24 protein-coding genes are annotated in these 25164 nt (G+C 71.7%); 1 reads left to right on the top strand and 23 read right to left on the bottom strand.

Going from position 1 to position 25164, the window contains the following annotated elements:
- Nucleotides 1-8: 8 nt before the first annotated feature.
- Nucleotides 9-485, bottom strand: a complete 477-nt coding sequence (locus tag ALMP_RS00120; protein WP_264923746.1) for a prepilin peptidase — start codon at nucleotides 483-485, stop codon at nucleotides 9-11.
- Nucleotides 486-1008: 523 nt separating this feature from the next.
- Between ALMP_RS00120 and ALMP_RS00115 the strand changes: the two genes are divergently transcribed.
- Nucleotides 1009-2394: a DUF2637 domain-containing protein gene (locus tag ALMP_RS00115; protein WP_264923745.1), complete on the top strand. Its 1386-nt coding sequence runs from the start codon at nucleotides 1009-1011 to the stop codon at nucleotides 2392-2394.
- Nucleotides 2395-2936: 542 nt separating this feature from the next.
- Here ALMP_RS00115 and ALMP_RS00110 read toward each other — a convergent pair.
- From ALMP_RS00110 to ALMP_RS00005, 22 genes are all read right to left on the bottom strand, one after another.
- Nucleotides 2937-3377, bottom strand: coding sequence for a hypothetical protein (locus ALMP_RS00110; protein WP_264923744.1), 441 nt, complete (start codon nucleotides 3375-3377; stop codon nucleotides 2937-2939).
- Nucleotides 3378-3464: 87 nt separating this feature from the next.
- Nucleotides 3465-4793, bottom strand: a complete 1329-nt coding sequence (locus ALMP_RS00105; protein WP_264923742.1) for a hypothetical protein — start codon at nucleotides 4791-4793, stop codon at nucleotides 3465-3467.
- Nucleotides 4794-5441: 648 nt separating this feature from the next.
- Nucleotides 5442-6968, bottom strand: coding sequence for a hypothetical protein (locus tag ALMP_RS00100; RefSeq protein WP_264923741.1), 1527 nt, complete (start codon nucleotides 6966-6968; stop codon nucleotides 5442-5444).
- 322 nt (nucleotides 6969-7290) lie between these two features.
- On the bottom strand, nucleotides 7291-7977 hold the full coding sequence (gene lexA / locus ALMP_RS00095) for a transcriptional repressor LexA (protein ID WP_264923739.1): 687 nt from the start codon (nucleotides 7975-7977) through the stop codon (nucleotides 7291-7293).
- A gap of 97 nt (nucleotides 7978-8074) precedes the next feature.
- Nucleotides 8075-9055: a hypothetical protein gene (locus tag ALMP_RS00090; RefSeq protein WP_375803404.1), complete on the bottom strand. Its 981-nt coding sequence runs from the start codon at nucleotides 9053-9055 to the stop codon at nucleotides 8075-8077.
- A 238-nt stretch (nucleotides 9056-9293) separates the two neighbouring features.
- Nucleotides 9294-13034 carry a LysM peptidoglycan-binding domain-containing protein gene (locus ALMP_RS00085; RefSeq protein ID WP_264923737.1) on the bottom strand — a complete coding sequence of 1247 codons (3741 nt, stop codon included), beginning with the start codon at nucleotides 13032-13034 and terminating at the stop codon, nucleotides 9294-9296.
- Between the two features lie 8 nt (nucleotides 13035-13042).
- A complete protein-coding gene (locus tag ALMP_RS00080) occupies nucleotides 13043-13486 on the bottom strand; it encodes a pilus assembly protein TadG-related protein (RefSeq protein ID WP_264923736.1) in 444 nt (147 codons plus the stop codon).
- An 8-nt stretch (nucleotides 13487-13494) separates the two neighbouring features.
- Nucleotides 13495-13941 (bottom strand): TadE/TadG family type IV pilus assembly protein, encoded by a 447-nt coding sequence (locus ALMP_RS00075; protein WP_264923734.1) that lies wholly within the window; start codon nucleotides 13939-13941, stop codon nucleotides 13495-13497.
- On the bottom strand, nucleotides 13926-14333 hold the full coding sequence (locus tag ALMP_RS00070; protein WP_264923733.1) for a TadE family protein: 408 nt from the start codon (nucleotides 14331-14333) through the stop codon (nucleotides 13926-13928). The genes ALMP_RS00075 and ALMP_RS00070 overlap by 16 nt, the downstream gene beginning before the upstream one ends.
- Before the next feature lie 3 nt (nucleotides 14334-14336).
- Nucleotides 14337-14567: a hypothetical protein gene (locus ALMP_RS00065; RefSeq protein WP_264923731.1), complete on the bottom strand. Its 231-nt coding sequence runs from the start codon at nucleotides 14565-14567 to the stop codon at nucleotides 14337-14339.
- Nucleotides 14568-14589: 22 nt separating this feature from the next.
- Nucleotides 14590-15489, bottom strand: coding sequence for a type II secretion system F family protein (locus tag ALMP_RS00060; protein WP_264923730.1), 900 nt, complete (start codon nucleotides 15487-15489; stop codon nucleotides 14590-14592).
- On the bottom strand, nucleotides 15486-16385 hold the full coding sequence (locus tag ALMP_RS00055; RefSeq protein WP_264923729.1) for a type II secretion system F family protein: 900 nt from the start codon (nucleotides 16383-16385) through the stop codon (nucleotides 15486-15488). The genes ALMP_RS00060 and ALMP_RS00055 overlap by 4 nt, the downstream gene beginning before the upstream one ends.
- A 1-nt stretch (nucleotide 16386) precedes the next feature.
- Nucleotides 16387-17949, bottom strand: coding sequence for a CpaF family protein (locus ALMP_RS00050; RefSeq protein ID WP_264923728.1), 1563 nt, complete (start codon nucleotides 17947-17949; stop codon nucleotides 16387-16389).
- Nucleotides 17933-18799, bottom strand: a complete 867-nt coding sequence (locus ALMP_RS00045; protein ID WP_264923727.1) for a hypothetical protein — start codon at nucleotides 18797-18799, stop codon at nucleotides 17933-17935. The genes ALMP_RS00050 and ALMP_RS00045 overlap by 17 nt, the downstream gene beginning before the upstream one ends.
- Nucleotide 18800: 1 nt before the next feature.
- Complete coding sequence (locus tag ALMP_RS00040) at nucleotides 18801-19487, bottom strand: SAF domain-containing protein (protein WP_063739495.1); 687 nt, start codon at nucleotides 19485-19487, stop codon at nucleotides 18801-18803.
- Between the two features lie 28 nt (nucleotides 19488-19515).
- Complete coding sequence (locus ALMP_RS00035; RefSeq protein ID WP_007490747.1) at nucleotides 19516-20514, bottom strand: hypothetical protein; 999 nt, start codon at nucleotides 20512-20514, stop codon at nucleotides 19516-19518.
- On the bottom strand, nucleotides 20508-21098 hold the full coding sequence (locus ALMP_RS00030; RefSeq protein ID WP_264923725.1) for a hypothetical protein: 591 nt from the start codon (nucleotides 21096-21098) through the stop codon (nucleotides 20508-20510). Before ALMP_RS00030 ends, ALMP_RS00035 begins: the two co-directional genes overlap by 7 nt.
- An 85-nt stretch (nucleotides 21099-21183) precedes the next feature.
- The gene (locus ALMP_RS00025; RefSeq protein WP_264923723.1) at nucleotides 21184-21702 is read right to left on the bottom strand and encodes a helix-turn-helix transcriptional regulator; all 519 of its coding nucleotides are present in this window, start codon (nucleotides 21700-21702) and stop codon (nucleotides 21184-21186) included.
- A gap of 276 nt (nucleotides 21703-21978) precedes the next feature.
- Nucleotides 21979-22269 carry a hypothetical protein gene (locus tag ALMP_RS00020; protein WP_264923722.1) on the bottom strand — a complete coding sequence of 97 codons (291 nt, stop codon included), beginning with the start codon at nucleotides 22267-22269 and terminating at the stop codon, nucleotides 21979-21981.
- A gap of 193 nt (nucleotides 22270-22462) precedes the next feature.
- Nucleotides 22463-22921 carry an NUDIX domain-containing protein gene (locus ALMP_RS00015; RefSeq protein ID WP_264923887.1) on the bottom strand — a complete coding sequence of 153 codons (459 nt, stop codon included), beginning with the start codon at nucleotides 22919-22921 and terminating at the stop codon, nucleotides 22463-22465.
- Between the two features lie 390 nt (nucleotides 22922-23311).
- Nucleotides 23312-23683 (bottom strand): hypothetical protein, encoded by a 372-nt coding sequence (locus ALMP_RS00010; protein WP_264923720.1) that lies wholly within the window; start codon nucleotides 23681-23683, stop codon nucleotides 23312-23314.
- Nucleotides 23684-23951: 268 nt separating this feature from the next.
- Nucleotides 23952-24923: a hypothetical protein gene (locus tag ALMP_RS00005; protein WP_264923719.1), complete on the bottom strand. Its 972-nt coding sequence runs from the start codon at nucleotides 24921-24923 to the stop codon at nucleotides 23952-23954.
- Between the last annotated feature and the right edge of the window lie 241 nt (nucleotides 24924-25164).

Genomic DNA, 25164 nt, shown 5'->3' with positions numbered 1-25164 from the left:
ACGGAGGACTACGACACGCAGACCGACACACCGAGCGCACCAATGATCATGTACGGGCCGAAGGCGATGCGACCGCGCGTGCGTCCCTGGAGCAGGTTCACTGTGGCGCCGAGGGCGAACATCGCGAAGGTGCCGACGAGCACGGTGGCCCAGTTGTGCCAGCCGAGCAAGGCCCCGAGGGTGGGGGCGAGCTTCACATCGCCGAGTCCGATGCCGCCGAAGGTCATGAAGGCGAACGCGGAGCCGAGTGCGGCGGCGGCAGCAAGGCAGCGGGCGAAGCTGCCGGGTTCTCCGGCCGCTGCTGCGGCTGCCAGCAGGGTGATCGTCCCGGCGAAGGCGGGAACGGTGAGGATGTTGGGGAGCCGGTGCACTTTGGCGTCGATCAGGATGAGCGCGGTGCCGCAGGCGGCGACCCAGTAATGCGCGGCGGCCAGCCAGCCCGTCAGGCCGGTGGCGGCGACGAGGGCGAAGGCGAGCGCGGTCATGGCCTCGGGGAGGCCTCGGGCCGGGTACCAAGGCGTGCGGCATGACGCACAGCGGCCTCGCGGCGGTGCGAGGAGCCGGATGGCCGCTGGGGCTGGTGCGTCACACGAGGGGCAGGCGTGCCGGAGCGGTGCGCCTGCGGGCACGGTCCTGGTGAACAGCAGCGGGCGGGTGGCGGTGCCGGCCAGGGCGCCGGCGAGAAGGGCCACGGTCGTGGTCAGCACAGTCATCACGGCGGCTCCCGGTGTCGTTCTGCCCCGGCATATGTCGGGATCTTGGAGCCTATGCGAGTCGCCCCCTCGGTTCGATGGGGTATCGGGGAGCAGGTCGAAAGCAACGACCAGGTCACGGCGCGAGCAAGGGCCCTGATCACGGTGGATGCGCCGGGCCGGTGCTCCTACCGTTCAGATTCAGAAGCGCGATCACCGAACCGCGGAGGGGCGGAATGTCACACGGCGGCGGCTGATCGCACCTCTATAGGCGACAGCGCCGAGCGCACGGGCACGACGAAGGGGGCATGGGTCCATGACGATCACCGCCGATCTCGGGAAGGCGGGGGCGGTCGGGGGCGGCCGCCGCCGGGTCGTGTGGACACGTGGCCGCCGCATCACCTTCGGGATCATCGGGTTCGGGTCCCTGCTGATCGCCCTGACCGGCTTCGTCGGCTCCTACACGGCCGTACGCGACCTCGCCGAGGAGAAGGGTTTCGGCTGGTTTGCCACCATCTTTCCCCTTGGGATCGATATTGGCATCATCACGATGCTCGCCCTCGATCTTGCCCTGACCTGGGTCGACTTGCGGTATCCGCTCCTGCGGCACATCGCCTGGCTGCTGACCGTGGCAACGGTCGCATTCAACGCCTTCTCCTCTTACCCGGACATACTTGCATCTTTTATGCATGCGGCGATTCCCTTGCTGTTCATCGCGATCACCGAGGCGGTCCGGCATGCGATCGCCATCGCGACGGCGCGCGAGGAAGGGCGGGAGGATTATGCGCTCTCACTGGGCCGGTGGCTTCTCGCCCCCTGGTCGACCTGGTTGATCTGGCGCAGCAGGAAGCTGTGGCCGAGCACGATTTCCTCCTACGAGGTGGCGCTGGCGCTGTACCAGGAGAAGCTGGACTACCGCCGGGAGTTGCGGGACGCCTACGGCTGGCGCTGGCGGAGGAAGGCCACGCGCGAGGAACTGCGGCCGTTGCGCCGCAGCCGTCTGGGATACGCCGTCCGCCCGGCAGCAGAGCTGCGCCGTCCGGAGCGGGAGGACCTGGCCGAACAGTCCGCGCCTACCGCGCCCACCACGCCGGGGGTCGTGCTGAAGAAGGTGCAGGCCGGCCATCCGCCTGCCCTGTCGCTGGCCTCAGCCTCGGCGTCGCCCGAGCCGGAGGATGCCGCCGAGCACGAGCGCGCGCAGTGCCCGCCGGCGGACCGCGCACGAGCCGGCACCGAGCCTGCGGAGGAGCCGCTGCTCGAGCACCCGCGCGAGGACCTCTTTGCCGGCGACACCCCGGCGGACCAGGAAGCCGAAGCAGCCGAAGACGAAGACCCCCTCGAGCAGCGAGAGCCCGACACGGGGCAGGCCGGGGGCCAGGCCAATGTGGACGTGGACGAGGCCGAAGACGAGGAAGGCCCCGACGAGGGGGATGATCCCGCCGCTGCCCCGCCACCGACGATTGAACTGGGACCTGCTCCGGCGAACGAGAGCAAGAGGCAGCGGGCCGAGCGGATCTACCTGGCGCACCAGAGGGCGGGCGTCGAACTCACCCGCAAGGACCTGACCCGGTGGGCCGGATACCAGAACGAGGGGTCGGGACGGAGCGCCTACAACGACCTGGAGCGCAAGCACGGGCCGATCGTGGCCGGCGAGGCGGCGTGGGAGACCGGTGGCGCCGAGCTGGCCACGGTGCCGTCGTAGAGGGCGGCCGCGCGCAGCAGGCCGGCACCCACTGGCGATCATTCCTGCCGCAGCAGGTCATCCCCACCGGGACGGGCGCCGGGAACCGGCCCGCGGCGCTGACCGTCCCGCCCGTGGTGGGACACGGTCTTCGCCGGTGTGGGAAGCCTTGGTCCGTCGGCCGGTTCACTTCTCGCGGGCGCGCCGCCGTCGAGTGCCGGACTCCTGTGCTGGAGCGGGTGATTCACGGTCGGTCTCGGGCGCCGCGCTCATGAGACCGTGCGTCGGTGGGCCTCGACCCATCCGTCGGCTGTGTGCTCGGCCAGGTACCGGCGGGAGAACGGCGCCTCGCGCAGCGCGTTGAGCACCTCCTCCTGGTCGTAGGAAGAGGCGATGACGCGCTCGTCGGCGAACTCGTCCTCCTGTACAGCGACGCCGTACAGCAGTGGGTCCGTCGTCCTGTCCCTCCTGGGCAGATCCCACCACGGTATTCCGGCACGCTTGTGCGCGGTCCGGCCGCTGCTGCGCCGGGCACCACCAACTACCTCTGGGTCAACCTTGGTTCAGCCATCGGCACGCATCGGCGCGATGAACCGGCGCATCGCGACCATGAGCAGGCCGGCAGATGCGAAGCCGACCAGCAGCCCGGCCGCACGCACCGCCAGGTCCGCCCCACCGGCAAGGTCCAGGGCGTTCGCGACCGAGACGGCGCCGGTCCATCCGGCACCCCACAACACCATGCAGCCCAGGAACAGCAGGGTTACCCGCATGCCGAGCGATACCCGGGACGCGGGCTGCGACGCGGGCCCGAGGCAGCGCCGGGCGTGAGCGGCATACGCCGCCCACGCCTGCTGCGGTGTACCTGGGCGGTGCGGAGGCAGCCGGCCGCACGAGCACACTGCCCGGTGCTGGGCCTCGCCGGCGGACGCTGAGGCGTCCTCGTCGATGACGAACTGCGGCTCATGCCGCCCGTCGTCGACGACGAACCGGTCATAGTCCACCACGATGTGACGTCCCTTCGGTGAGGAGGGCCCCCGGGCCCCGTCCGCCCGCCTTCAGCGGGGGCCGGTGGCCGGGCAGGCTCGGCGGAGTCAGGGGAGTTGGCAGCCGTACCGTTCCAGGACCTCGCGGGTGCCGCGGTCCTGCGGCCGCAGCGGGTGTGTCCCGCCGTCCTCGGCCGGGCCGAGCCGCAGCGTCGTATCCCCGCTGATCGGGCGGATCACCAGGGTCCTGTCCGCGACCTCGGACTGGATCGCGTCGTCGCGGTAGGGACTGGCGGCCAGGCAGCCGTCGCTGAACTCACGCTCGTAGCGCTCGAACGGGCCCGCGAAGAAGTAGCCCGCGACCGGCCCTTGCACCTGCATCACCAGGTAGGCCGCCACCCCCGCGGCAGCACCCGTCAACGCGATCGTCCGGCCAGGCTGCCGCATCAGACGCGGCCCAGCCCGGTGAATGCCATAGGCGCCGAGCCCCGCCAGGGCGACAGCGCCGAGCAGTATCGGCTTGGGGTGGTCGGTGAGCACCCGGGCTTTCATGCCGACCGTCCACGGGATCGCGGCGATCACGAGTACCAGCCACCCGAGTACGGCGAGGGTGAACCCTTGGAGGGTGGTCAGCTTCTGCGGCCACGGCGTCAGCCGGGGCACCGCCTGCTGCTCCCGGCCGATCCAGCGGGCCGCCCCCTGGAGACGGGCCGCCCGTCCCGGGGCCGCGGGCCCGTAATGGTGCTCCAACAGCCGCAGCACCGCGGAGCCGAACGCCTCCACCCGCTCGTGCACGGCACGCTCGTTGTCCTCCAGGGTGCGCAGGGCGCCCTTGCGGCCCGGCTGGATGCGCCAGCCATCACCGCGGGCGAAGTTCTGGTTGACCCAGTGGCCCGGATCGGGAAACCCCGGCAGCGTTCGTGCCGTTCGGCCGTCGGAGAACCCGAGGGACGAGCGGTCGGGGATGTAACGCTCGTACAACCGGGGGCTGGTGCGGTGACCGTGGTGACTTGCCTGCAGATCCCTGATCGCTTCGTTGACGTCCACGAGGATCTCGTCGTGGCCGGCGGCCTCGGCCTGGGCGAGCAGCGATGCTCGGGGGATTGCCCGCCACACACCGCCGCTGCGATCGTGCGCGTGTTGCCTCCACATGTGTCGCCACGGACGTGGCCACACCACCGCAACCGGTCTGCGCAGCGGTGGCCGGTCCCGTGACAGATGGGCGCGCAGCAGGGCGGTGACACAGCGGAGGTAGTCCGCCTCGCACACCTGCCACACGGCCTTCGCCGTGGTCAGCCGATCCCGGAGCTCGTCGAGGTCTGTGGCGTCGTCTGCGACGGCGTCCATGAACTCTTCGACGCGGCGGCGCGCTGCGCGTACGGCTTCATCCTGGGCGCGCAGTGATGCGATCGCCGTCCCCCACCGGGCGTGTGTCATCTCCGCCTCCCCTCCCTGGCTGCCTGGGCTGACAGTACCCAACGGCATCCGTCCGGGTCAGGTCTGTTCGTGCTGGTCGCACCGCGGACCGGACCCGAACGGCCGGGCACCCCCGGTGGCCGTCAGTCCGCCAGAACGGGCCGCCGCACCAGTGCTCACCGGCGCCGGGGGAGCCGGACCAGCCGTTGCCACAGTCGGGGCGCCGGCACGGGCGGCGGAGGACCGGCTGGCCGCGGGGGCAGCACGATGCCCGCTGACGTCCCGGTCCCCGCGGGCGGCGTCACACCGCCCGGCTGCTCCGCCGCCCCCCGTCGCCGGCAGGAACTTCGGCTCGGGCGCACTGTCAGGACCGTGCTCGTCCAGCCGCTTGGCCCTCGGCACGGAAGTCCGCGCTCTGCTGTTCACCATTTCGGCCTGTCGGGCCCGCTGGCCCGCCTGCGAGAACCGGCGGTGAAGACCGGCATGGCTGGCACGAAACGGCCCCGGCCGTCATGCACGGGGGACGCGACGGCCAGGGCTCGTTCGCGCCAGCCTAACTTCCACAAGACGCGAAGGAAGCCATTCTGGTCGGATTGGCGCATGCTCACCGGCGGCTGATCAGTCCGGCCGGTTCAGGTACGTGCTGCGCTCCCGGAACCGGCCGGGCGGCTAGAACAGGGTCAGCGGCTCGGGAGGGGCCGGCGTGGTCTGGTGTTCTCGGATCGCGTCGCGAAGCTGGGAGGCGGTGACGCGGGCGGCATCGAATGTCTCGGTCCATCCGTTGGGCATCTGTGCGGCGGTGAGGAAGACGCCGTGGCCGGCGGCGCGCAGACGCCGAAGGATCGTCTGCTCGACGGCCAGGGCGTCGTCGCCGGTGGGCACGTGGTGTTCGTAGAACAGGGTCCATCCGAGGCGGCGATGCTGGGCGATGCGGTCGTTGCGCTGAAGGGCGCCGGCGACACCGATCTTGACGGCGCCGTGCTGCGCGTGGGTGACGACGTAGACGCGGGCGGGCGCGGCGCGATCGAAGCCGAATCGGGCGCAGTACCTGCATCCGCGGCCACTGCGGATCTTGGCCAGGGTGGGGGTTGAGGTGCGGCCGCAGGTGGTGCAGCGGCAGCGCCAGGGCGTCATGCTCGTGGTGTAGGGCTCCAAGGGCTCGAGGCCGGCCTCGAGCATGGAGGTGGCGGCGCGCTCGGGGTCTTCCCGTCGGGCGGCGCCGGCGCGGAGGTCGGCGCAGCGCCGGCATCCGCTCTGGCCAGCGAGGATGGATCCGAAGGTAGGCGAGGTGACAGTGCCGCAGCCGTGGCACAAGCACCGCCAGGGGTACTTGACCCCACGGTACGGTTCCTGGGGTTCGAATCCGTGCTCGCGCATCTCGGCGACGGCCAGGTCCTCGTCGTGGCGCTGCGCCTCGCCGTTGGCCCGGTCGGCGCACCGCTTGCAGGCCGGACGCCGGCTCTGGCCGGTCAGGGACCCCAGGCGGGGGGAGACGATGGACCCGCACTTGGCGCAGCGGCTCTTCCACGGGAACGCGGTCCCCGGGTAAGGCTCCAGCGGCTCCAGGCCCGCTTCCCGCATCACCGCGGCCGCGGTCTCGGCGTCGTGGCGCATCGACTCGTTGGCCTTGTGCCGGCCACAGGGGTAGCAGCCACCCTGTCCCTGCCGGATGGAGCCCAGCGTGGGTGCCCCGGGCGCTCCGCACGTCCGGCAGTGGACGGGCCACGGCGTGTCCACCCCCGGGTACGGGCCCAGGGGTTCCAGGCCTGCTGCCCGCATGTCGGCCGCGGCGACGTCGGGGTCGACCGGCGCGTTCGGTGCGCACCACCGGCAGGGCCCCGTACCGGAGTTGATCCGAACGTAGGTAGGTGTGACCTCGCGCCCGCAGGCGACATGGCGGCACCGCCACTTACGGTCACTGCCGGGATAGAGCTCCAAGGGCTCCAGGCCGGCCGCCCGCATCACGCTGGCCGCGACCTCAGGCTCGATACGGGCCCGCCCGGAGCAGTACACGCAGCCGCGCTGTCCCTTGGTGACATTGCTCAGGCGGGGGGTGACCTCCCGCCCGCACGCCGTATGGCGGCACCGCCACGGGGCGGAGCTGCCGGGGTAGGGCTCCAGCGGTTCCAGGCCCGCCGCCCGCATGATCTCTTCCGCCTCGCGGGGGTCCTTCCGCGGTCGGCCGATGCGCGCCATGGGACCAACTCCCCGCTCGTGAAGGGTGAGCGGGGTCGTGCCTCGCTGTGCGGCGCAGCATAAGGGCGACCACTGACATCGGCGTCGGTGATCGCCTTGCCGCTGGTGGGAGCCGGTGCCCGCCTTCGCCCGGCTGCCCGGGTTCAGTCCGCAGGTTCGGGTACGAGGGGCGGGGGACGCATCGTCGGCGGGCCGGTCCGGCCGGTGCCGGCCGTCCGGCCAGGTACGCGCACAAGGCGTCAAGCCGCCCCACCAGCGCTCCCGCAGGCCCGCCCGCCACCGAGCGGTCCGCGCGCAGCCGGGGCCGCCCGGGCGGCCCCGGTCAGAGGCGGCGCAGCACAGCGACGACTTTGCCGAGGATAGCGGCGTCGTCTGCCGGCAACGGCGCGTAGGCCGGGTTGTGCGGCACCAGCCAGACGTGGCCGCCCTCGCGGCGTAGGCGTTTGACCGTGGCCTCACCGTCCAGGAGCGCAGCGACGATGTCTCCGTGGTCGGCGGAGTCCTGGCGGCGGACCGTGACGATGTCGCCGTCGCAGATCGCGGCGTCGATCATGCTGTCGCCCCGCACTTTCAGTGCAAACAGCTGGCCCTCGCCGACGAGGCGGCGGGGCAGGGACAGTACGTCCTCGACGGACTCTTCGGCGAGGATCGGTGCGCCTGCGGCGATCTGGCCGACCAAGGGGACGTCGGCTGTCTCGGGTGCGGTGCCAGTGGACGCCTGGTCGAAGCCGGTGTCATGGTGGGGCCGGACGCGGTAGGCGCGGGGGCGGTGGGGGTCGCGGTAGAGGATGCCCTTGCGCTCCAGAGCCATGAGCTGGTGCGCGACGGATGAGGTGCTCTTGAGGTGGACCGCCGCGCCGATCTCGCGCATCGACGGGGGGTAACCCTGGCGGGCGACGGTGCGCTCGATGAAGGTGACGATGGCCGCCTGCCGGGTCGTGAGTCCGTCGGGGCCGGTGACGATTCCGGGCGGGCGTCCGGCCCGGCCCGCTGGTTCGATGACGTGCATGGTGCTTCCCCCCTGACGGGATCTTGCTTGACGTGGACCGTAACCCCGAAACCACAGCAAAGGGAACACCAATTCGATGAACGCTCCCCGGCGCTGGTCAGGATGCGGCTCGGTAGGCGGCGGGGCCGATGACGTCGGCGCCGAACTTGTCACGGACCCGGTCGACGGCGGCTTCGGCCACCAGACGCGCCTCGCGGGCGTGGTCCAGCGTGATCTGCTGGGCCACGGTGCCGGCGTCGCACAGCTCCTCTGCCCGAAGGGACAGTGCGGTCAGGCGTCCTCGCTGCAGACCTGCGGCGTCCATGAGCCGGTAGGCGGCAGCGCGCAGATCGTCCTCGTGCGCGGAGGGCTCGGGCAGGCGGTGGGTCTTGCTCCAGCGGCCGGTCCCGGCGAAGGACAGCGTCAGCGTCAGCGCCTGGGGTGATTGCCCGCGACGACGCAGCATCCGTCCGAGCTCCACGACCAGGCGGAGCAGGGCGGAGCGCACGTCGGGGCCGTCCAACGCGTGCCGGGCGAAGGAGCAGCTGACGCTCGCGGAGGCGGGCAGGGAGCGCGGGACGACCGGACGGGGGTCCGCGCCGCGCGCCCGGTCGCGGGCCAGGCGGCCGGCGCGCCCGCCGAGCAGCCGCTGGACGGTCTGGGCCGGGACGGCAGCGAGCAGACCTACGGTGTGGATGCCGTAGTCGTGGAGCAAGCCCGCCTGCCGGGGGCCGATGCCATGCAGGGCTTCCACCGGCAGCCCGGCGAGCCACTCCGCGGCCCGGTCGGGGGCCACGACCAGCACTCCTCCAGGCTCGGGGACCTGAGCAGATGCGGTCGCGGCCACGCTGATCGCGGCCACGCTGATCGTAGGACCGATGCCGATGCGAAGGTCGGCGCCACAGCGGGTCAGCGTTCGCACGCGCAGCATCTGGCCCAGTCGGTCCACGTCCGCGCCGACACCGTGGTAACACAGGGCGCCCTTCAGCTCGGCGAGGGCCGCGGTGGGTGGCAGTGCCTGCACGACGGGGGACAGCTCGGCCAGCTGCTCGAGGACGAGGCGGTACAGCTCCTCCGGGAGACGGTCCGGGCAACGCATGTGCATCACGGTGGGAATCCGCCCCTTAGGTGCCTGGTCGATCGTCACGTCGCTGCCTCCTCCCTCCTCAGAGTATCGAACACGTGACCGAATCGCTGTGCGGGGATCTCGCTCCGGACGAATCGTCCCGCCGCTGCTGCTCCGCTTCGCCCGTCGGGTCGTGGTGGAGCAGACGGCGCCTCGCCCCACCCGCCCTGCACGGGCCGGCGGGCCCACCCCCCTCCGGCGCGGCGGGCGGTTACGCGATCGCGGTCCCCACCACCGAGTTCGCTGCCAGCAGCGCATTGAGCAGGGCCACGGTCTTGGGCGAGCTGTCGAGCCCGGTTTCGGTCGAGATCCGGTTGAGCTGATGGGCGGTGCGTTCGAGGCCAGCCCGGTCGCCGGTCTCGCTGTAGATCTGGAACAGGTCGCGGTAGAGCAGTTCGGCCTGGATGTCGCAGGTCAGTCCGATGGAGACGGCGCTGGCTGCGGCGCGGAAGTCACGGACGGACATGCGGCGCATCGCCAGCTCGTGGGCGACGTCGACGCTGGCAGAAATCATCTCCTGAATGTTGTGCTCGGCCCAGGCGTAGCGGCTCTGGTCGATGCCGGAGAACGGTCGGCCCCGTACGAGGGCCAGCGCGTGGGCGAGCGCGGTGTCGGCGTCCTCGCCGTGGTTGTGCATGCCCTTGGCGTACAGGTCCTGGAACTGGTGCCAGTCGGCGATGACGTCGGCGTTGAAGCTGTAGACCCCGTCGGTCACTGGCAGCAGGTACGTGCTGTCGGGGGCGTCGGCGGGCAGGCGCGGGTCACGCCCGAGCCAGGTCCGCAGCTTGCTGATGGAGGTGTTGCGGGTCTTGGCGTTCACCCGCTGGCCGGGCCAGATGGCCTCGTCAAGTTCGTGGCGGTTGCGTCCGGGGTGCAGCACGAGCCACGCCGCGATCTCGGTGAGGCTGTTGCGGCGGTAGGACTCCACACGACCCAGCGCACCGACCACGTCGACCGTGCCCAGGACCCGGATCTGTGGTGCTGCCGGCGGGTCGGGCGGGGTGTTCAGCGCCGCGAGGATGTGGGAGGTGACGGCGGTGACCCGGGCCAGGGGCGGCCTGGGCGCCTGCACGGCTGCAGCTTCGGGGGACAGGCCCTGCTGCGGCGCCCCGTCGGCCGGCGGGCCTTCGAGGTGGGCGGGGCCGGCCGCGCCGTCGCTGGTCTCGTCGAGCGCGTCCGGCATGTCGGTGCCGGAGGCGGTGGTCTGCTCGTCGAGGACTTCCGCGATCACCTCGTCGAAGTCGAGGGGGGCTTCGCTGTCCGGGGCAGCGGGCGCCACCTCCTCGTCCAGGTCCTCCGACGTAGGGGCGGCAGCGCTGCTGACGGCGGGGTTCAGGGCACTGTCCTCGTCCGCCCGCCAGGGGTCCTCGGAGCCCTCTTGTTCCCCAAGGACTTCGGGGGCGGGGAGTTCCCACTCGGGCTCGAAGTCGGCGTACGCCGATTCCTCTTCCGGGTATGTGGCCGCATCCGGTGCGAGGGCGCTGTCGCCGGAGGCCTCGGGTGACAGGCCGCCATCGCCTACCGTCTCCGCCTCGCCGGGTCCGGCCGGCGCTTCTGCGGCCGGTGCGAGGGCGCTGAAGTCGGGCAGTGCCGTGGCGAAGTCGCCTGCGGTGGCGGAGGAGACGTGGACCGGCACCTCGCGGGACGGCCGGCCGGCGGCCTGCATCTCGCCAGCCGCCTCGGTCGCGGCGGTGCTGTCCTCGGCGGCCTCGGTCCATGCCGGGGCGGGGACGTCGTCAGTGCGGTTGGCCGTCCCCAGCAGATCCAGGAGGGGGCCGTAGGCGTGGGGCTCCAGGCGCTGCAGGGTGACGGTCAGGTCGAGACCGGGCAGCTGGACTGCGGCGCCAGGGGCGGCGGGAACCAGCCAGGCGCCGGGCAGCTGGAGGGCTTCCTCGGCGGAGGTGATCACCGCCAGGGCGGTGCGGGGGCGTGAGGAGAGCAGGTCGGACAGGGTCTCGGCGTGTTGCCCGCTGGGGGCGGTCGGGCACATGAGGACCCGGGGGATCCAGGTGTCGCCGCCGTCGGCAGATAGGCGGGCGTCCAGCAGGCTGTCCGCGCCGGCCGCGTCCAGGGCGCCTCGCTGGAGGGCGTCGTGTGCGCGCAGTTCGTCCAGCGCGGCGGCGAGCTGAGCGTGGTGCTGGATGCGGGCGGGGAAGACGGCCTCAAGTTCGGCCCCGAGCCCGGACAGCAGCAGGGCCGTGTCGTCGGTGAGTGCGGAGGAGGCGAGTTCGACCGCCATCCCGAGCATGACCGAGGTCACGTCGTCGGTGCTGCCGTGGAGTTGGAGCAGGCCGATGGTTTCGAGGTTGACCAGGACGGGGTCGCCGGCGGGGGTTTCGCCGATGCTGACCAGGGCCGGGTAGGGGGCGGTGATGTCGCGGCCCTCGTCGGGGCCGAGCAGGGAGGTGCCGCGGGCAGGGCACCACCACACGGCGGGGTCGGACTCGCTCTCGGTGAAGGGAGCGATCGCCGGGGCGGGCGCGGACAGGTGCAGTTCGAGGCCGCGCGCATCGAGGCGGGCGGCCTCGATCTCGGGCAGGGGCCGCCCGCTGCGGGCGCAGTTGGCGGCCAGGGTGCGCAGGGCCTGGTGGAGGAGGTCGAGGCCGTCGGCGGAGGAGTTGGCGCGCATCTCCTGCTCGAGTTCGGCGCTTGGGGTGTTCGCCTCGGGCATGGGGATACGCCGCTTGTGGCGCCTGCGGCGCTGCTGGTGGGCGCGGCGTGCGCCGAGCACGGCCAGGACGGTGGCGGCGAACAGGCTGGTGACGGCGGCTGCTGTGACGCCGACGCTCGGCCCGGCCTCCTCGCCCGCGGGCTCGGCGTCCGGGGTGTCGTCGTCGGCGGGAGCCGACGAGGCCTGCTCGGGCGCGGCCTGCTCGGGGGCGGGGGTGGAGGGCATGGTGTCCCGGTTGGTGTCGGAGCCGGCCGCGTCGCGGTCGGGGGCGGCGGGCTGCTCGGGCGGGGCCGTGTCGGACGGGTCCTTCGCGCTGTCGTCCTGCTCGGCGGGGGAGTCGTGGTCGCCGTCTTCGTGTTCCTCGGCGGGCTTGTCCGGGGCGGGGGAGCCGGTGTGGGGCAGGGCCAGCTGCCATCCGGGGTGGATGTCGTCCGGGTCGGTGAAGGTGCGGCCGTCGGCCTGCTTCTTGCCCTGGTTGAGGCGGGCGATGTCCATGTAGTCCGCGGCGTCGCCGAGTTCGTCCTCGGCGATCTGGGAGAGGGTCTCGCCGGAACGTACGGTGTGCTCGCGGTGCCCGGCGTCCTCGGTGTGCTGCGCGTCCTGGGGCTGCGTGTGCTTCCAGTCCTTGGGCATGAGCAGCTTCCAGCCCGGCTGCAGGACACCGCGGGCGGAGAAGGTCGTGCCGTCAACCATGGTGCGCCCGTCGTTGGCCTGTGCGATCTCCGTCCAGCGGTTGGCGTCGCCGAGTTCCTGCAGCGCGATCTTCGTGAGGCTGTCGCGGGGCTGGACGGTGTAGCTCGACGCGGACGCGGACGCGGCGGACTGCGGGGCGCTGGCGGGCGCGCTCTGCGGCGCCGCGGCGGTCACCGAGGCAGCGTGTGCGGGGGCTGTATGGGACGGGGCGGCCATGGCGGCCTGGGCCGGCAGCAGGAGCAGGACGCCGCCGACCAGGGTGGCGGCCAGCCGCTGAACGCCCAGTGTCGGCATGGACAGGCTCGGCCGGCCGCGCAGCTGCGCGGGGATCTCCAGCAGGGTGCACACGGCGAAGACGGCCCAGCCGGCCCACCCGCCGGCCATCACCACGGCGAAGAACGGCGCACCGAGGTTGCGGGACGTCATCAGGGCGGTGATCTCGTCCAGGGAGACCCCGTGCGGGAGCAGCACGCCGGTGAGGAACCACAGCAGGGCGGGCAGCCCGGCCAGCAGGGCGAGCAGGGCCAGGAGGCTGGCCAGGCCGCGCGCGAGGTTCGCGGCGAGGCTGCCGGAGCGGCGGGGTGTCATGGCAGGCCTCACTCCTCAGGGGCGCCGACGCCGTGGAGCAGCTCGGCCGAGGCGTGGCCTTCGACGTCCAGCGAGGGCTGGCCGAGGATCTGCAGGAAGACGGTGGGGCGTTGGGTGGTGACGTCGACGGTGATGGTGGTGCCGTTGCCGGCAACGGTGACGGTGCCGTCCACGCCGGCGGCAGACAGGTAGCGGCGGGCCTCGGCTGCGGCCTTGCCCGGGTCGAGGACGACGGCGTCGCCGGGAACGGCCTGGCTCTCGTCGATGGCCTGCGCGCCGGCCCGGGCGGCTTCGGCAGCGAGCGCGTCGGCGTGCTCGATGTCGTGCAGTTTGCCGCCCAGGTCATAGGTGATCCCGAGCATGATCAGCAAGGGAATCACCATGAGGATCCACCACAGCGACAGGGAGCCGTCATCGGCGCGCAGCCGGGCGCGGAGCGGGTGAAGGTGCATCGGGAGTCTCATCGCTGGCGGTACCTGTCGATCACGGAGGTGAAGGACGACTCGACGGTCTTGGAGCCGAACCCGCTGCCGAGGTCGGCGAGTTGGACGGTGCACCGTACGCGTGCGGTGACCGCTCCGTACGCGCCGAGCGGGGCGGAGAAGCCGGAGGTGTCCACGGTCACGGACGTGCTCGAGCAGTGGAGCTTGCGTTCGGCGAACGCCGCCCGGGCCGCTGCCACGGCGCGTGGGTGGGCCTGGCCGGCGGTGCGGGCGAGGGAGGCCTCGCGGGCGGCGTCGGCGGCCGCGGCGTCGACCGCGTTGTCCGCGGTGATGATGCGCCCGGCGGTCATGGCCAGGGCGAAGAACACAAGCACGGCCGGGACCCAGAGAACGAACTCGAGCGCGATACGGCCCGAGTCGTCGTCCAGGTCCCGGCGCCACGGCGCCATCACGGGTTGGACCACCTCTCCACCGGGCCCGCCGCGTGCTCGGTCACGGTGATGTTCAGACCGAGCACGGACTGGGCCTTGCCGGTCACGGTGAATTCGATGCGGTCGGCGCTGCTGTGCGCGCTCACGCTGGGGGCGAGGAGGGTGTCTCCGACGCGGTCGAAGACCGCATCGGCCCGCCTGACGCCCTCGCCGGTGGTGCTGCCGTAGCCGCGGGCGCCGGCCACCGCCTCGCGGGCGGCGGTGGTCGCTGCGGTCTTGGCGTAGTAGATGTTGCAGGCGTCCACCACCAGGAACAGCAGCATCAGGACCGCGGGAAAGCAGATGAGCATCTCCAGCGATGCGTCACCGTCGTCCTGACGCAGCCGTCTCGCTTGGCGGCGGAGCCAGCTGGGGCACCGGATCACAGGTCACAGACCCGTCATGCCGTCGAGCTTGCCCTGGCCGAGGATCTTGAACGCGGCGATGGCGGCGCCGGCGAAGACGACCACGGCGACGATCCACATGATCATCGAGACGTCGTTGTTGCCGCGGTCGTTTTCCTCGCGCAGCTCGTCCAGGTGCCGGCCGAGTCTCTCGGCGAGGTGGAGCACGGCGGCGTGGGCGTGGACTGCTATCCGCAGGTTCAGGTTTCCGGTCATGATGCTGCCTTCCTTGCGTGGGTCAGATGGCGAAGATGCGGGCGAAGGCCGGGAATCCGAAGAACACCAGCAGCACCATGGACAGCAAGCTGACGGGCACTACGAGACTTTCGGATGCGGCGTTGGCGCGCGCCTGGTCGTCGGCGGCCTGCTCGGCAGCCAGGCTCTCGGCGCGGCTGCGCAGGGTGGCGTAGATGGCGGCGCCGTCGGTGCCGGCGCTGGAGACGATGTCGGCGATGTCGTCGGCGGCCGGCAGGTCGAGTTCGTCGGCGATCTGACGCATCGCCTCCCAGGCGGGCGCACGGTCGAGGCGTGCGCGCAGCAAGGCGGCCTGGATGCGCTGGAAGACCCAGCCGCTGCCGACCTCCGCGGGCCGCTCCAGGGTGTCCTGCGCGCCGGCGCTGGAGATCCGTTCCATCGCGGCGAGTTCGGCGTACGCCATGATCGCCTGGGTGGCCTCGGCGCGGGCGCGCGCGGCGCGCCGGGCGAGCTGCCGGTCGGGCAGGAACCACATCGCCGCGCCGGTCAGCAGCCCGACCAGGCCGGACAGGGCGATGGGGAACTGGATGCCGGCCATCGCGACGATCAGGGTGAACAGGGACGGCAGCAGCAGGCCCACGGTGAAGTGGAGCAGCTTCGCGCCGAACAGTTCACCGACTGATTCGCCCACCAGGTTCAGGTTCTTGACCGGGATGGTGATGCCGGGCCAGTGGCGTAGGCGCTCGGCCACCGCCTCGCCCGTGCGGGTGAGGAAGGGCGCCTCGTCCTGGTTGCCCTTGCGGGAGCGGGGGGCCGGGGTGCCGTGCAGGCGTTCCAGGGCGGGGCCGAGAGCGGGCCCGGACGGGAAGAGCTCGCGCACGAGCAGGAACAGGCCGGCGCCCATACCGGCACCGATGAGCAATGACAGGGCGAGCGGGGTCACTTGGCTCCCTCCGGCTGCACGGCCGGCGCTGCCGCGGGTGTGGCGGGGACGGCGCTGCCCATGAAGCCCGGCAGGGTGACCGTGGCTCCGAGCCGGTTCATCCACCAGAACAGGGCGATGACGGCGGCGACCAGCAGCAGCATGACGATCATCCCCAGGGGGGTTCCGTAGGGGGCGACCTGCTCCTTGTTGAAGGAGGAGGCGATGACGACCACGACGGTGATGGCGCAGATCCAGCGGACCGTGGTGCGGTGCTTGGCCCGGTGGGCCTCGGTGTCACGGCGGCGGCGGACGATGTCCTTGGTCCGGGCCGCCATGTCGGACAGGACATCGGCCAGGCCCGGGCCGCGGTCGCGGATGCGCAGCAGCAGGGCCGCGGCGACTAGGTCGGCCCGCGGGTCGCCCAGGGCCCGGGCGAACGCGGTCAGGGCCTCGCGCGGCTCCATGCGCGAGTGCAGCCGCACGGCAAGGTCGGCGACCTCCCGCTCGATCGCCTTGGGCGCGGTGCGTACCGAGGTGGCGATCGCGTCCTCGATGCCGGTGCCGGTCATGACCAGGTCGGACAGACGCTGGGTCCACTGGGCGAGCGCTTCGAGGCGCTCGATCTGCTCGGTCGCGGTCCGGTTGGGGTTCAGCAGCCACGGCAGGAAGAACACCGCCAGAGCCGTGAGCAGCGCCGAGGGCAGCCAGCCGGTGACCGTCCAGGTGAGCATGGCTCCGCCGGCGGCGCCGGCGAGCTGCAGGCGCAGGACGCGGCGGGCCCGGGGCGGACGGGCGGTGCGGACCTTCACCGGGCGGGCGGCAGCCGGGCCGCGGGTGCCGCGCACCCCGGCGACGATCAGCAGCAGGCCGGCCACCGCACCGGCGGCGGCGAATCCGGCAATCAGCATCCCCATCTCAGGCCACCTTGCCGTTCGGGCGGGCCGTCCAGGCCCCGATGTTCTGGTACGTGGACAGCCACTCCGGGTGGAATCCCGCCTGGAGCAGGTCGTCGAGGCAGGCGGGCTGGATGCCGGTGGGCACCGCGCGCCCGTCGGGGCCGGGGCTGTAGATCCGGTTGAAGGACGGCGCGCCGGTCAGTTCGCTGAACTCGCCGGTGACTTCCAGCACCTGGTGGACGAACCGTTCCTTCGTGCCGCCGTGCTCGGTGCGGTCGTCCATGTGGATGTGCACGACGAAGTCCAGTGCCATGGCGGCGGTGAGGTAGGCGAGTTCCTGCGTCATGCCGCCGCCGTGCTGGATGCACAGCTGGGCGATCCGGGCGAAGACCGCGTCGGCCCGCTTGACGTGGATGGTGCACATCGAGCCGCCCTCGCCAGCGCTCATGGCCTGCAGCATCGGCACGATCTCCCTCGAGCGGACCTCGCCGACGATCATGCGGCGCAGCATCATGCGCAGCGACGGCGCGATCAGGTCGGCTAGCTCGATCTCGCCGGCGTCCCGCCCGTCGACCCGTTCCCCGTTGCCCTCGCGGGCCTCCATCGGCACGACCTGCTGAAGGTGGCCGATCTCGTGCAGGAACAGCTCGTACTCGGTCTCCAGGGTGCCGACCCGCTCCTGGGGGTCGATCTCGCGGGCGAGCGCGATGAGCATGGTCGTCTTGCCGACGCCCTGCGTCCCGCTGATCATGATGTTCTTGCGGGCGGCCATCGCGGCCTTGAGGAAGTGCATCAGGCTCGCGTCGATGGTGCCGAGTTCCACCAGCTTCTCCAGGCTGGCGTCGCGCACCCGCTGCTTGCGGATGACGACGTAGGGCCGCGGCGTGACCTCAGTCAGCGCCTGCAGACGCGAGGTGTCCGACAGGCGCAGGGCCAGCGTGGGCGAGGCCTTGGACAGGCTGCGCTCACCGGCTCCGTGGCGCCGGGCAAGCATCTGCAGCAGCTCGACGAGCTCTTCGTCGGACTCGGCGATCGGAGCGACCCTGCGGTTGGGCTGGTCCGCGTAGTCCACCCACACGTCATCGCAGCCGTTGATCAGGATGTTCTCCACCGCGTCGTCGTCCAGATAGGGCTGGAGCCGACCATGGGCGAACTGCAGGTCGAAGACGGCCTGGGCCAGGCTCGTCTCGTCCGCGGACGTCGGCGAGATCTGCCGAGCCGCGGAGAAGTCGGCGGCCCAGCGCGCCACGAGGTCCTGGATGATCTCCCAGCCGCGCTGCTCGGCCTCCTCGGCCGACATCTCCGTGCCGGCCGACTCCTTGTACGTCTGGTACTCCGGCGCGATCCGCGCGCTGAGCTCGTCCCGCAGGGACCGCACCGTGGCCCAGTCCCACAGCGCCGCGCGGCCGGCGGCCCTGGGCGCGCCGGGCAGCACCGCCGGGGTGCGCTCAGTCGGCGCGGCCGTTCCGCCGTCCGCTGCGACGGGAACGTCGGCCGGCGTGCCGGAAGGCGAGAGGGACGCAAACTGGCCCGGCCCGGGGGAGGTGGCCCCCGGGAACAGCGGCCTACCGCGCTGTGTCATGAGCAGCTCCCTTCGTCAGGCGGCGCAGGACGGTGGACGGGCGCAGTTCGGCCGGGGCGTGCAGCCGCAGGTGCTCCTGCACGGCCAGAGCCTGGAGCGTGCGGGCCATCTCCGCGCCCTTGCGCATCAGCGGCGCGCCTGCGAAACCGCGGCCGCCGTCGCCGCCGTGAGTCAGGACACGGGCGGCCTTCTCGTCAAACGGCAGCTCCGCGAAGATCGGCAACTGGAGCTGCTCGGCGACATCGCGTGCCCGATAGGGACCTTCGCCGATCACGACGAGGCCGATGCGACTGCTGTCGCGTCCGTGCAACTGCAGCGCCGCGCGCAGGGCCTCGACCCTGGGCTTGGCCGCGTGGACGGCGCGCAGCGTGGTGCGGACCACGATGGCGGTGAGGTCGGCGCTGCGGGCCAGGGCGCTGGCGGCGCCCGCGGCGCCGGAGCGGCCGAGGTCGACGAGGATGTCGTAGCCGCTCTCGCGCTGCTCCAGGTCGCGGAATAGCTGGGCCAGCCGGGGCCAGGTCTGGTGCAGGCCCGCGGCCTGGGCCGGGCTGGCCAGTCCGGGCAGCAGCAGCCGGTTGGCCTCCGCCTCCGGCTCGGACAGGTTCAGCAGCTGCTGCCAGAACACCTCCTCCAAGTGGCCGCGGCGGTCAGCGATCTGCAGGTGGTGCAGGCCGTGGTCGCCGAAGACGCGGGACTCGAGGTAGCCGGCCGCCACCGACCCGCCGTCCGGGTCGCATTCGGCCAGCACGACCCGCCGTCCGCCCGGCAGCGGCCAAGTCAGCAGAGCGGTGAGGGTGGTTGTGGTGGTGCCGGGACCGCCGCTGGCGCCGCAGAACGCGATGACGGCCATCTCAGCCCTCCGCCGGGACGATCGACAAGGTGACCTCTCCGGCCGCGGCCCAGATGGCCAGCCGGGTGCCGTCGAGCTGGGTGACGGCGAGGTCGACCACACGGGCGCCGGAGTTGTCCGGGCGGCCCACCTCGATCACCGTGGCCTGCATCGACTGCCCGGTCTCCTTGTCGTCATCGGCTGCCCCGGTCGCCGAGTCCTTCGGCGTATGGATCACCTTGACCTTCTGGCCCGGGCTCAGCCGGGTCGCCAGAAGCCGCGAGGGGGTGAGCGAGACACCGACCAGCTGCTCCCCGGCCTTCACGAGGGGCTCGTCCGTCACCGACGAGCGGGTCAGCAGGCTGCCGCGGGCCAGGCCCACCGTGGTGCGCTTGCCGATCAGCTTGTTCAGGTCGCGGGCCGGAACAGGGGTGAGCGCCGGATCGGTGGCGATCTGTGCTTCGACGAGGTCTTCGGCCTTCAGCTCGGCGCCCATGGGCACGTCCCGGGCGACGGCGACGACCGGCTCGCGGTGGCTGGTCTCCGTGTACAGCCAGCCGCCGGCGGCACCGGATATGCAGATCACGGCCACGCCGAGCGCGATCCAGCTGGAACGGCGCCGGCGCACGACGGGCTGGCGCACCAGCGACTGCGGAGCCGGCGCCGGGGGCGCAGTGTCGGGTGCTGACGGCTTGGCAGTGGTGCTCATGAACGGCTTCCTTCGCGGTGCGGGAGCATCAGGGCTTGGCGACGGCCTGGGCCTCGCCGATGGTGATCTGGGCGGGCTCGGCCTCCCGCGTCGTGGTGATGTCTCCTTCCTGGCCGCCGCCCACCCAGTGGACGACCCAGGTCGTGGTCGCCTTGACGGTGAAGGCGTTGTCCGGCTGGGAGGCGGATGTCTTGGTGTAGAGGTAGCCGCAGTCGGGGCTGGGCCGTCCGCCGAACCGCTTCTCGTACGGTGTGCCTGCGGTGGTGCATACCTCGGTGCCGCCGTCCCCCATCACGTATTCGATCTTCTTCACGGTCGCGGTCGCGGTGACGGTGATGCCGGGCGCGGAGGCGCTGTCGGTGATGGGCCCCCAGGTGCGCAGGGTCTTGTTGTTCCAGATCCACACGGGCATGCCGACCAGGCCGGTCTTGCCGGCCCCCGGCGCGGTGCGGATGTCGGCGCCCAGCAGGCGCATCTTCTTGATCGCTTCCTGGGCCAGTTCCTCGGCCGTGGGACCGCCTCCGAACCCGGGCGGCGGGTTCAGGGACCAGGTGCTGCCGCCCATGAGCTCCCGCCCCGCGCCGGGGCAGGTCACGTTGTAGACCTTGCCCTTGGCGCGCTCGGCGTCGCTGTCGGGTGCCGCGGTGCCCCATTCCCAGTCGGCAGCGTCCTTCGCCGGCTGTGGTTCGAGGATCTCCCAGTAGCACTGACCGACCGGGTTGAACCAGCCCATGTCCTCGTCGTAGCAGGGCACTTCACCGATGTCGTCCCACTCGATGTAGCACTTGGCGGACCCGCCGCCGCCCCCGCTCGGCTTGCCGCCCGGTTTCGGCTTGTCCGGCTTGTCCTGGCCGCCGCCCCCGCCCGCGTTGATGTCGCAGTCGGGGACGAGCTCGGGGCACGTGACGCCGCCGCTGGGCTTGTCCCCGTCCTCAGCGAAGGCCGGAGCGGCGAACAGGCCGAGGTGGAGGGGGACGGCCGCGGCGGCGGCCGCGAGGAGCACCCCGCGGCCGCGCAGGTTCAGCATGTCGACCCCTTGTCGATCGTGGAGTCCGTGATCATCCACCTGCCGCTGCCGTACTGGGCCTTGGACGTCTGCACCTTGCGCCGGCTGGTGCTGTCGAGCTCGGACTTCTTGCCCGTCTTGCGGTTCTCGGGCACGAAGTTCGTGCTGTCGACGCAGTCGACGATCACCGCGCTCTTCGACGAGCCGCCGAGGCTGAGCGTGACCTTCGGGTCGTCCTTCAGCTTCGGCTCGCCCTTCACCACCAGGTCGTTGTTCTGGTAGTAGAAGGCCGCGGCGCGCACCTTCGCCAAGGCCTTGTCGGCGGCGTACTTCTCCAGCTGCGAGCCCTTGAACGACCCGCTGGCGTAGATCTTGACCTGTTCGGCCCACATGCCGCGGTAGGCCGCCAGCACCTGCTCCCGGGCCTGCTGCTCCGGATCAGCGGAAGGAGACGTGCTGGTGACGGGTGCAGCGGACGTCTTCTTGGCGGCCGGGGAGTCGGAGTCGGTGCCGCAGCCGGCCAGGAGCACAGCGGCGCCCAGACTCAACGCGGCCGCCGTGCGGATCTTCGCGGCCTTCGTGATGTCGGCCTTGGACAGTGCCATTGACATATCCCCCTCAATCGTGGTCGTGGAAGTACACCGTCCGGCCCCCGGAGAGGCCCGGGTCAGCCAGCGGGGCCCATGCGAACTAAGGAGCGTACGCGGCCAACCTGCGCCCTGGCATGGTCATTTCTCTCGCCGCTCGTGTTCCGCAGCGCTTGGGCCGCGCAGGCGCCCTCAGGGCGCGGCGCCGGGTGTGGAGAGCCGAGCGGGCCACCACGTCGAAGGGTCTGCCGAGGAGCTCGGCCAGCTCGCGCAGGAGCGCCGGCTCCGGTATGAGGACGCCCCGTTCGATCCTTGACCAGCGGGCCTGCGGCAGACCGAGCGACCTCGCAAGATCGCGCTGCCGGACGCCGCCCTCCACTCGCAGCCGGGCCAGGTCCTCGGTCTCGACCGGCACCAGCAATGACCGAATCTCCACGCCGAGCGCCCTGGCCAACGCAACGAGCGTGCTCAACTGCGGCACGCGCGCTCCGACTTCGTACAGGCTGACATGGGCAGCGCTCAGGCACGGCTCGTACCGGGACGCGGACCGGGCCAACTCCTCCCGCGACAGACTCACGCCTGTGCGTTCGCTCAGCAGCGCGGCCGGAGCAAAGTCGGTCACTCCGCGACCGGCCACCGTCACGTCCTTCCCGCACGAACACGGTCCGGGGAGTCCGCGCGCTCCCCATCGCCGCGGCCGACATCGATGCAATTGAGCGCATCTGACACCCCCTCCGCCCGCAACAGCACAGCCTTCGACAACCACCGCTCCGCCGTGAATCTGAGCGGTGATCAACCCGAATCTGACACCGAACCCCAAGCCCGTCAAGATCGTTTTGTAAAGGTTTGTCCGCTTTGATTGTTCGAGTATTTGCAGGCAGGCAGCATTGCGCGGACATCACTTCGCAGCTGCCGATGTCTGGTCCTTCCCGCGGCGTGACGCGCTGCGCTTCACCGCAGCACCGGCCGCCGAGGCGCGCCGGTGTGCCGCGTCGATGACGGCGAACGAGGCGAGGAACGCGTAGAGGCATGCGGCGACACCCGCGCAGAAGGCGCCGACTGCGGCGGGCAGAACCAGCAGGCGGCCCCATGGCGCCGGCAGGTAGATCGTCGTCATCAGCGTGCCGACGAGGCTGACGGCGAGCAGCGTGAAGAGCACGGCCCGCCCGATGGCGCGCGCCGTGGTCATCTCGGCGGGTGCCCCTCCAGCGCCGGCCCCACGCCACAGCAGCCGGCGCACACGTGCCGCCTTGCCACGCGCTGCGGAGACAACGACCTCAGAAACTGGCTTCATGGGAAATCCCTTGGACGGTGAGTGGGTGCCCGCTCCTACTGGGGGCTGAGGGGCGTGGGCGGGATGATCCGCCCGGGCAGGACGGCACCTATGCGGCGATGGCCTCGGGATGGCCTGCGCTCAGCGTGGGGTACCGGGACTGGACCAGGGCGAGCGCCGCCAGCGTCACGCCGCAGGTGATCCGGCCATCGGCCAGCCAGCGGGGCAGCTCCGCGGGTGCGATCCAGACGGGCTCGCTGACGGACTCCATGGCCTCCGGGTGGGCCGGCTGCGTCTCCGTGGTGTCCACCGGCGCGACGAAGACATGGATCGAGGAGGCGATGATGCCGGTGTCGGCATGAATGAGGCCGAGCCGGCGCGGCGCCTCGCAGATCAGGCCTGTCTCCTCGCGCAGCTCGCGAGCGGCGGCCGCGGCGAGTTCCTCGTCGCCCTCGACGCCGCCCCGCGGGAACTCGATAGACCGGCGTGGACGGGGTAGCGATAGGAGGGCACGAGGGCGTACCCAGCCGAGCCGACCGGAACAACGACGACGCCGTCCTGGTTCCATTGCCACCGCAGGTACTGGCCGGCGGCGCCCGACGGTGCGACCACATCGTCGTTGAACAGGGTGCCGAAGCGGTTACGGAAGACAGCGACCTCCCGGACCCGTCGTATGGGCGCCGGAACGTCGACAGGCTGCGCGGACCTGGGCCCGGTCACTGTGGTCACTTTGGCCTCCTTCGGGGATCTCCAACGCCTATAGAGGTGTCGGGATCAGACGGCGTGTGACACAGCTGGCGGAACTTTTCCCGCGAGCGGCGGCCGGGGCGCGGCCGCTGGCCGAGTACCTGGACACGGGTGAACCTCGGCGGGAGGCGCCTGCCCACCTCACCCTCAGGGCAGGCGCCTGAGATCCCGTCCGCCGGGTTTCAGGCCACCAGCCGGCGCAGCCCGCTCATCACGTCGGCGTCGGCGCCGTCGAGGAGGACGGCGAGCTGTGGGAACAGCAGCAGAGCGACAACCTCGGTGGGGGCGTGGAACCACGCGTCGTCCGGGGGCAGTTGAGTGAGCCGGGGGCCTGCAGTGTCAGCCGCCCGTGCCGGTCGGCGTACATGGCGGGAGCGGGGGGAAAGTCGACGGAGCCACCGCGGCCGAGGGCCTGCACGAGGCGCCCGCCGCGGCCGCAGCGCACCGCGGTGGCCTTGCCGGCGGCTAGCTGCTGCTGCAAGGCCTCGTCGGCGTGACCGTGGGCGGGGGAGGGGGACAGGCGGATCTGCTCGAACACGGCGGCGTTCACCGATTTGGTGATCTCTGGTGCGCTGTCGAGCACGGTGACGGCTTGACGGCGATGCGGGCACCCGCCTTCGTCAGGACGACGTCCTGCTGCAGGGCTTGCCGGAGCACGTCGATGACGTCCGTACGGACCGCGGCCTCGGAGGGTTTCGTGCCCGACGCCTGCGCCCACGTGGTGGAGCCGACGGTGACGGTGACCTGTGCGGATGCCTGGATGCGTTTGCTCTGTCCAGCCGTCCTCCCGTCGTGACGGGTTCTCTGGACGGCTTGGTGTTGGCCGGGCGCCGTGGCCGGGGCGGATCCGATCACTTGAGAGCCCCCTCGAACATGAGGCGGTCCCCGCCGCGCTGTTCCGCGTCGACGGTCACGGGGCCCGGGACCGCGCGGGAGGGAACGGAGACGTCGACCGTGCTCGTGGCGGTGCGATGCGGTGCGATGGGCGCGTCGTGGTAGCCGAGGCCGGCCGACGCCGTGTCCGCGGTGGTGAGCTCGGCGCCGACCAGGACCCGCACGGTGACGCCCATGCCGGGGCGGGGGTCGTCACTGTCGTTGCGTACCGACAGCTCGAGGGAGGCCTCGCGGCGTCCGTTGTCGTCCGCGGCGAGCTGCAGCGGGGAGATCCGGACGCCGTCCGGGGACCACTGACCGAGCGAGAGCCTCGCGCCTGCGGCCGCGGTGGCCGCGGGAGGGGACGAAGCGGGGGCGGTGGCGCCCGGAACCTTGCCTTCGAAGAACACCGCGTCGGCCTGGGCGAGGCCGGCCTGCGTCGCCTCGAGCGTGACGGTGGCCCGCTGCCCTGCACTGCGCGGGGGAACGGCTACACCGAAGTCGGCGGTGAACGTGGCTCCGGGCTTGACCTTGGTGCCGACGTCCGGCTCGGGGAAGCCGGCAACGCCCGGGCCGGTGAACGGCTTCGTCTCGAGGCCGAGTTCTCCGACGCGGACGGTCACCGAGGTCTCGGGCAGCAGAGCGATATCCGTCCCGGTGTTGGTGAGCGCCACCTTTACGCGGGCCGCGGACCAGCCGGAGGGCACCGAGTCCTTCGCGGGCGGTGTCATCTCCTGCAACGAGCGGACCGTCGCCGTCCACGATCCGCTCTCGAGCGGCTGGGCGGCACCGAAGGAAGCTATCCCGGCCGGCAGTTCGGCCGAGCCGGCCGTGGCCGGCTGCCGGGACCCGGAAGGAGCAGCGGGTGCCGGGGCGTCGTCTTGGCCGCATCCGGTCAGGACGAGGGCCAAGAGCACCGAGGCGGCGCCGACCAGAGGGGCGGTCTTCATGGGTAAAACTCCGTTGATGTGGGCGAGGCTGAGGCTGCGATAGGGATCATGCCAAAGCACCTGATCCGCTCGACAGGCTGTCCGCCCTGCATCAGGTCCACGCGCTCATCTTGGCCGGATAAGGCCTACGAAGGGCGGGACGGTACGGGAGGGCGGCCAGGCGGGGTGCCGGAGGGCTGTCCGGAGATGGTGCTGCTCCTGGGGTGCAGATGGTCCGGTTCGTGGAACGGCTGGGGGGGGG

Source organism: Streptomyces sp. A012304 (genome assembly GCF_026008495.1).
Lineage (GTDB): Bacteria > Actinomycetota > Actinomycetes > Streptomycetales > Streptomycetaceae > Streptomyces.
This window is presented reverse-complemented; position numbering and strand designations above follow the sequence as displayed.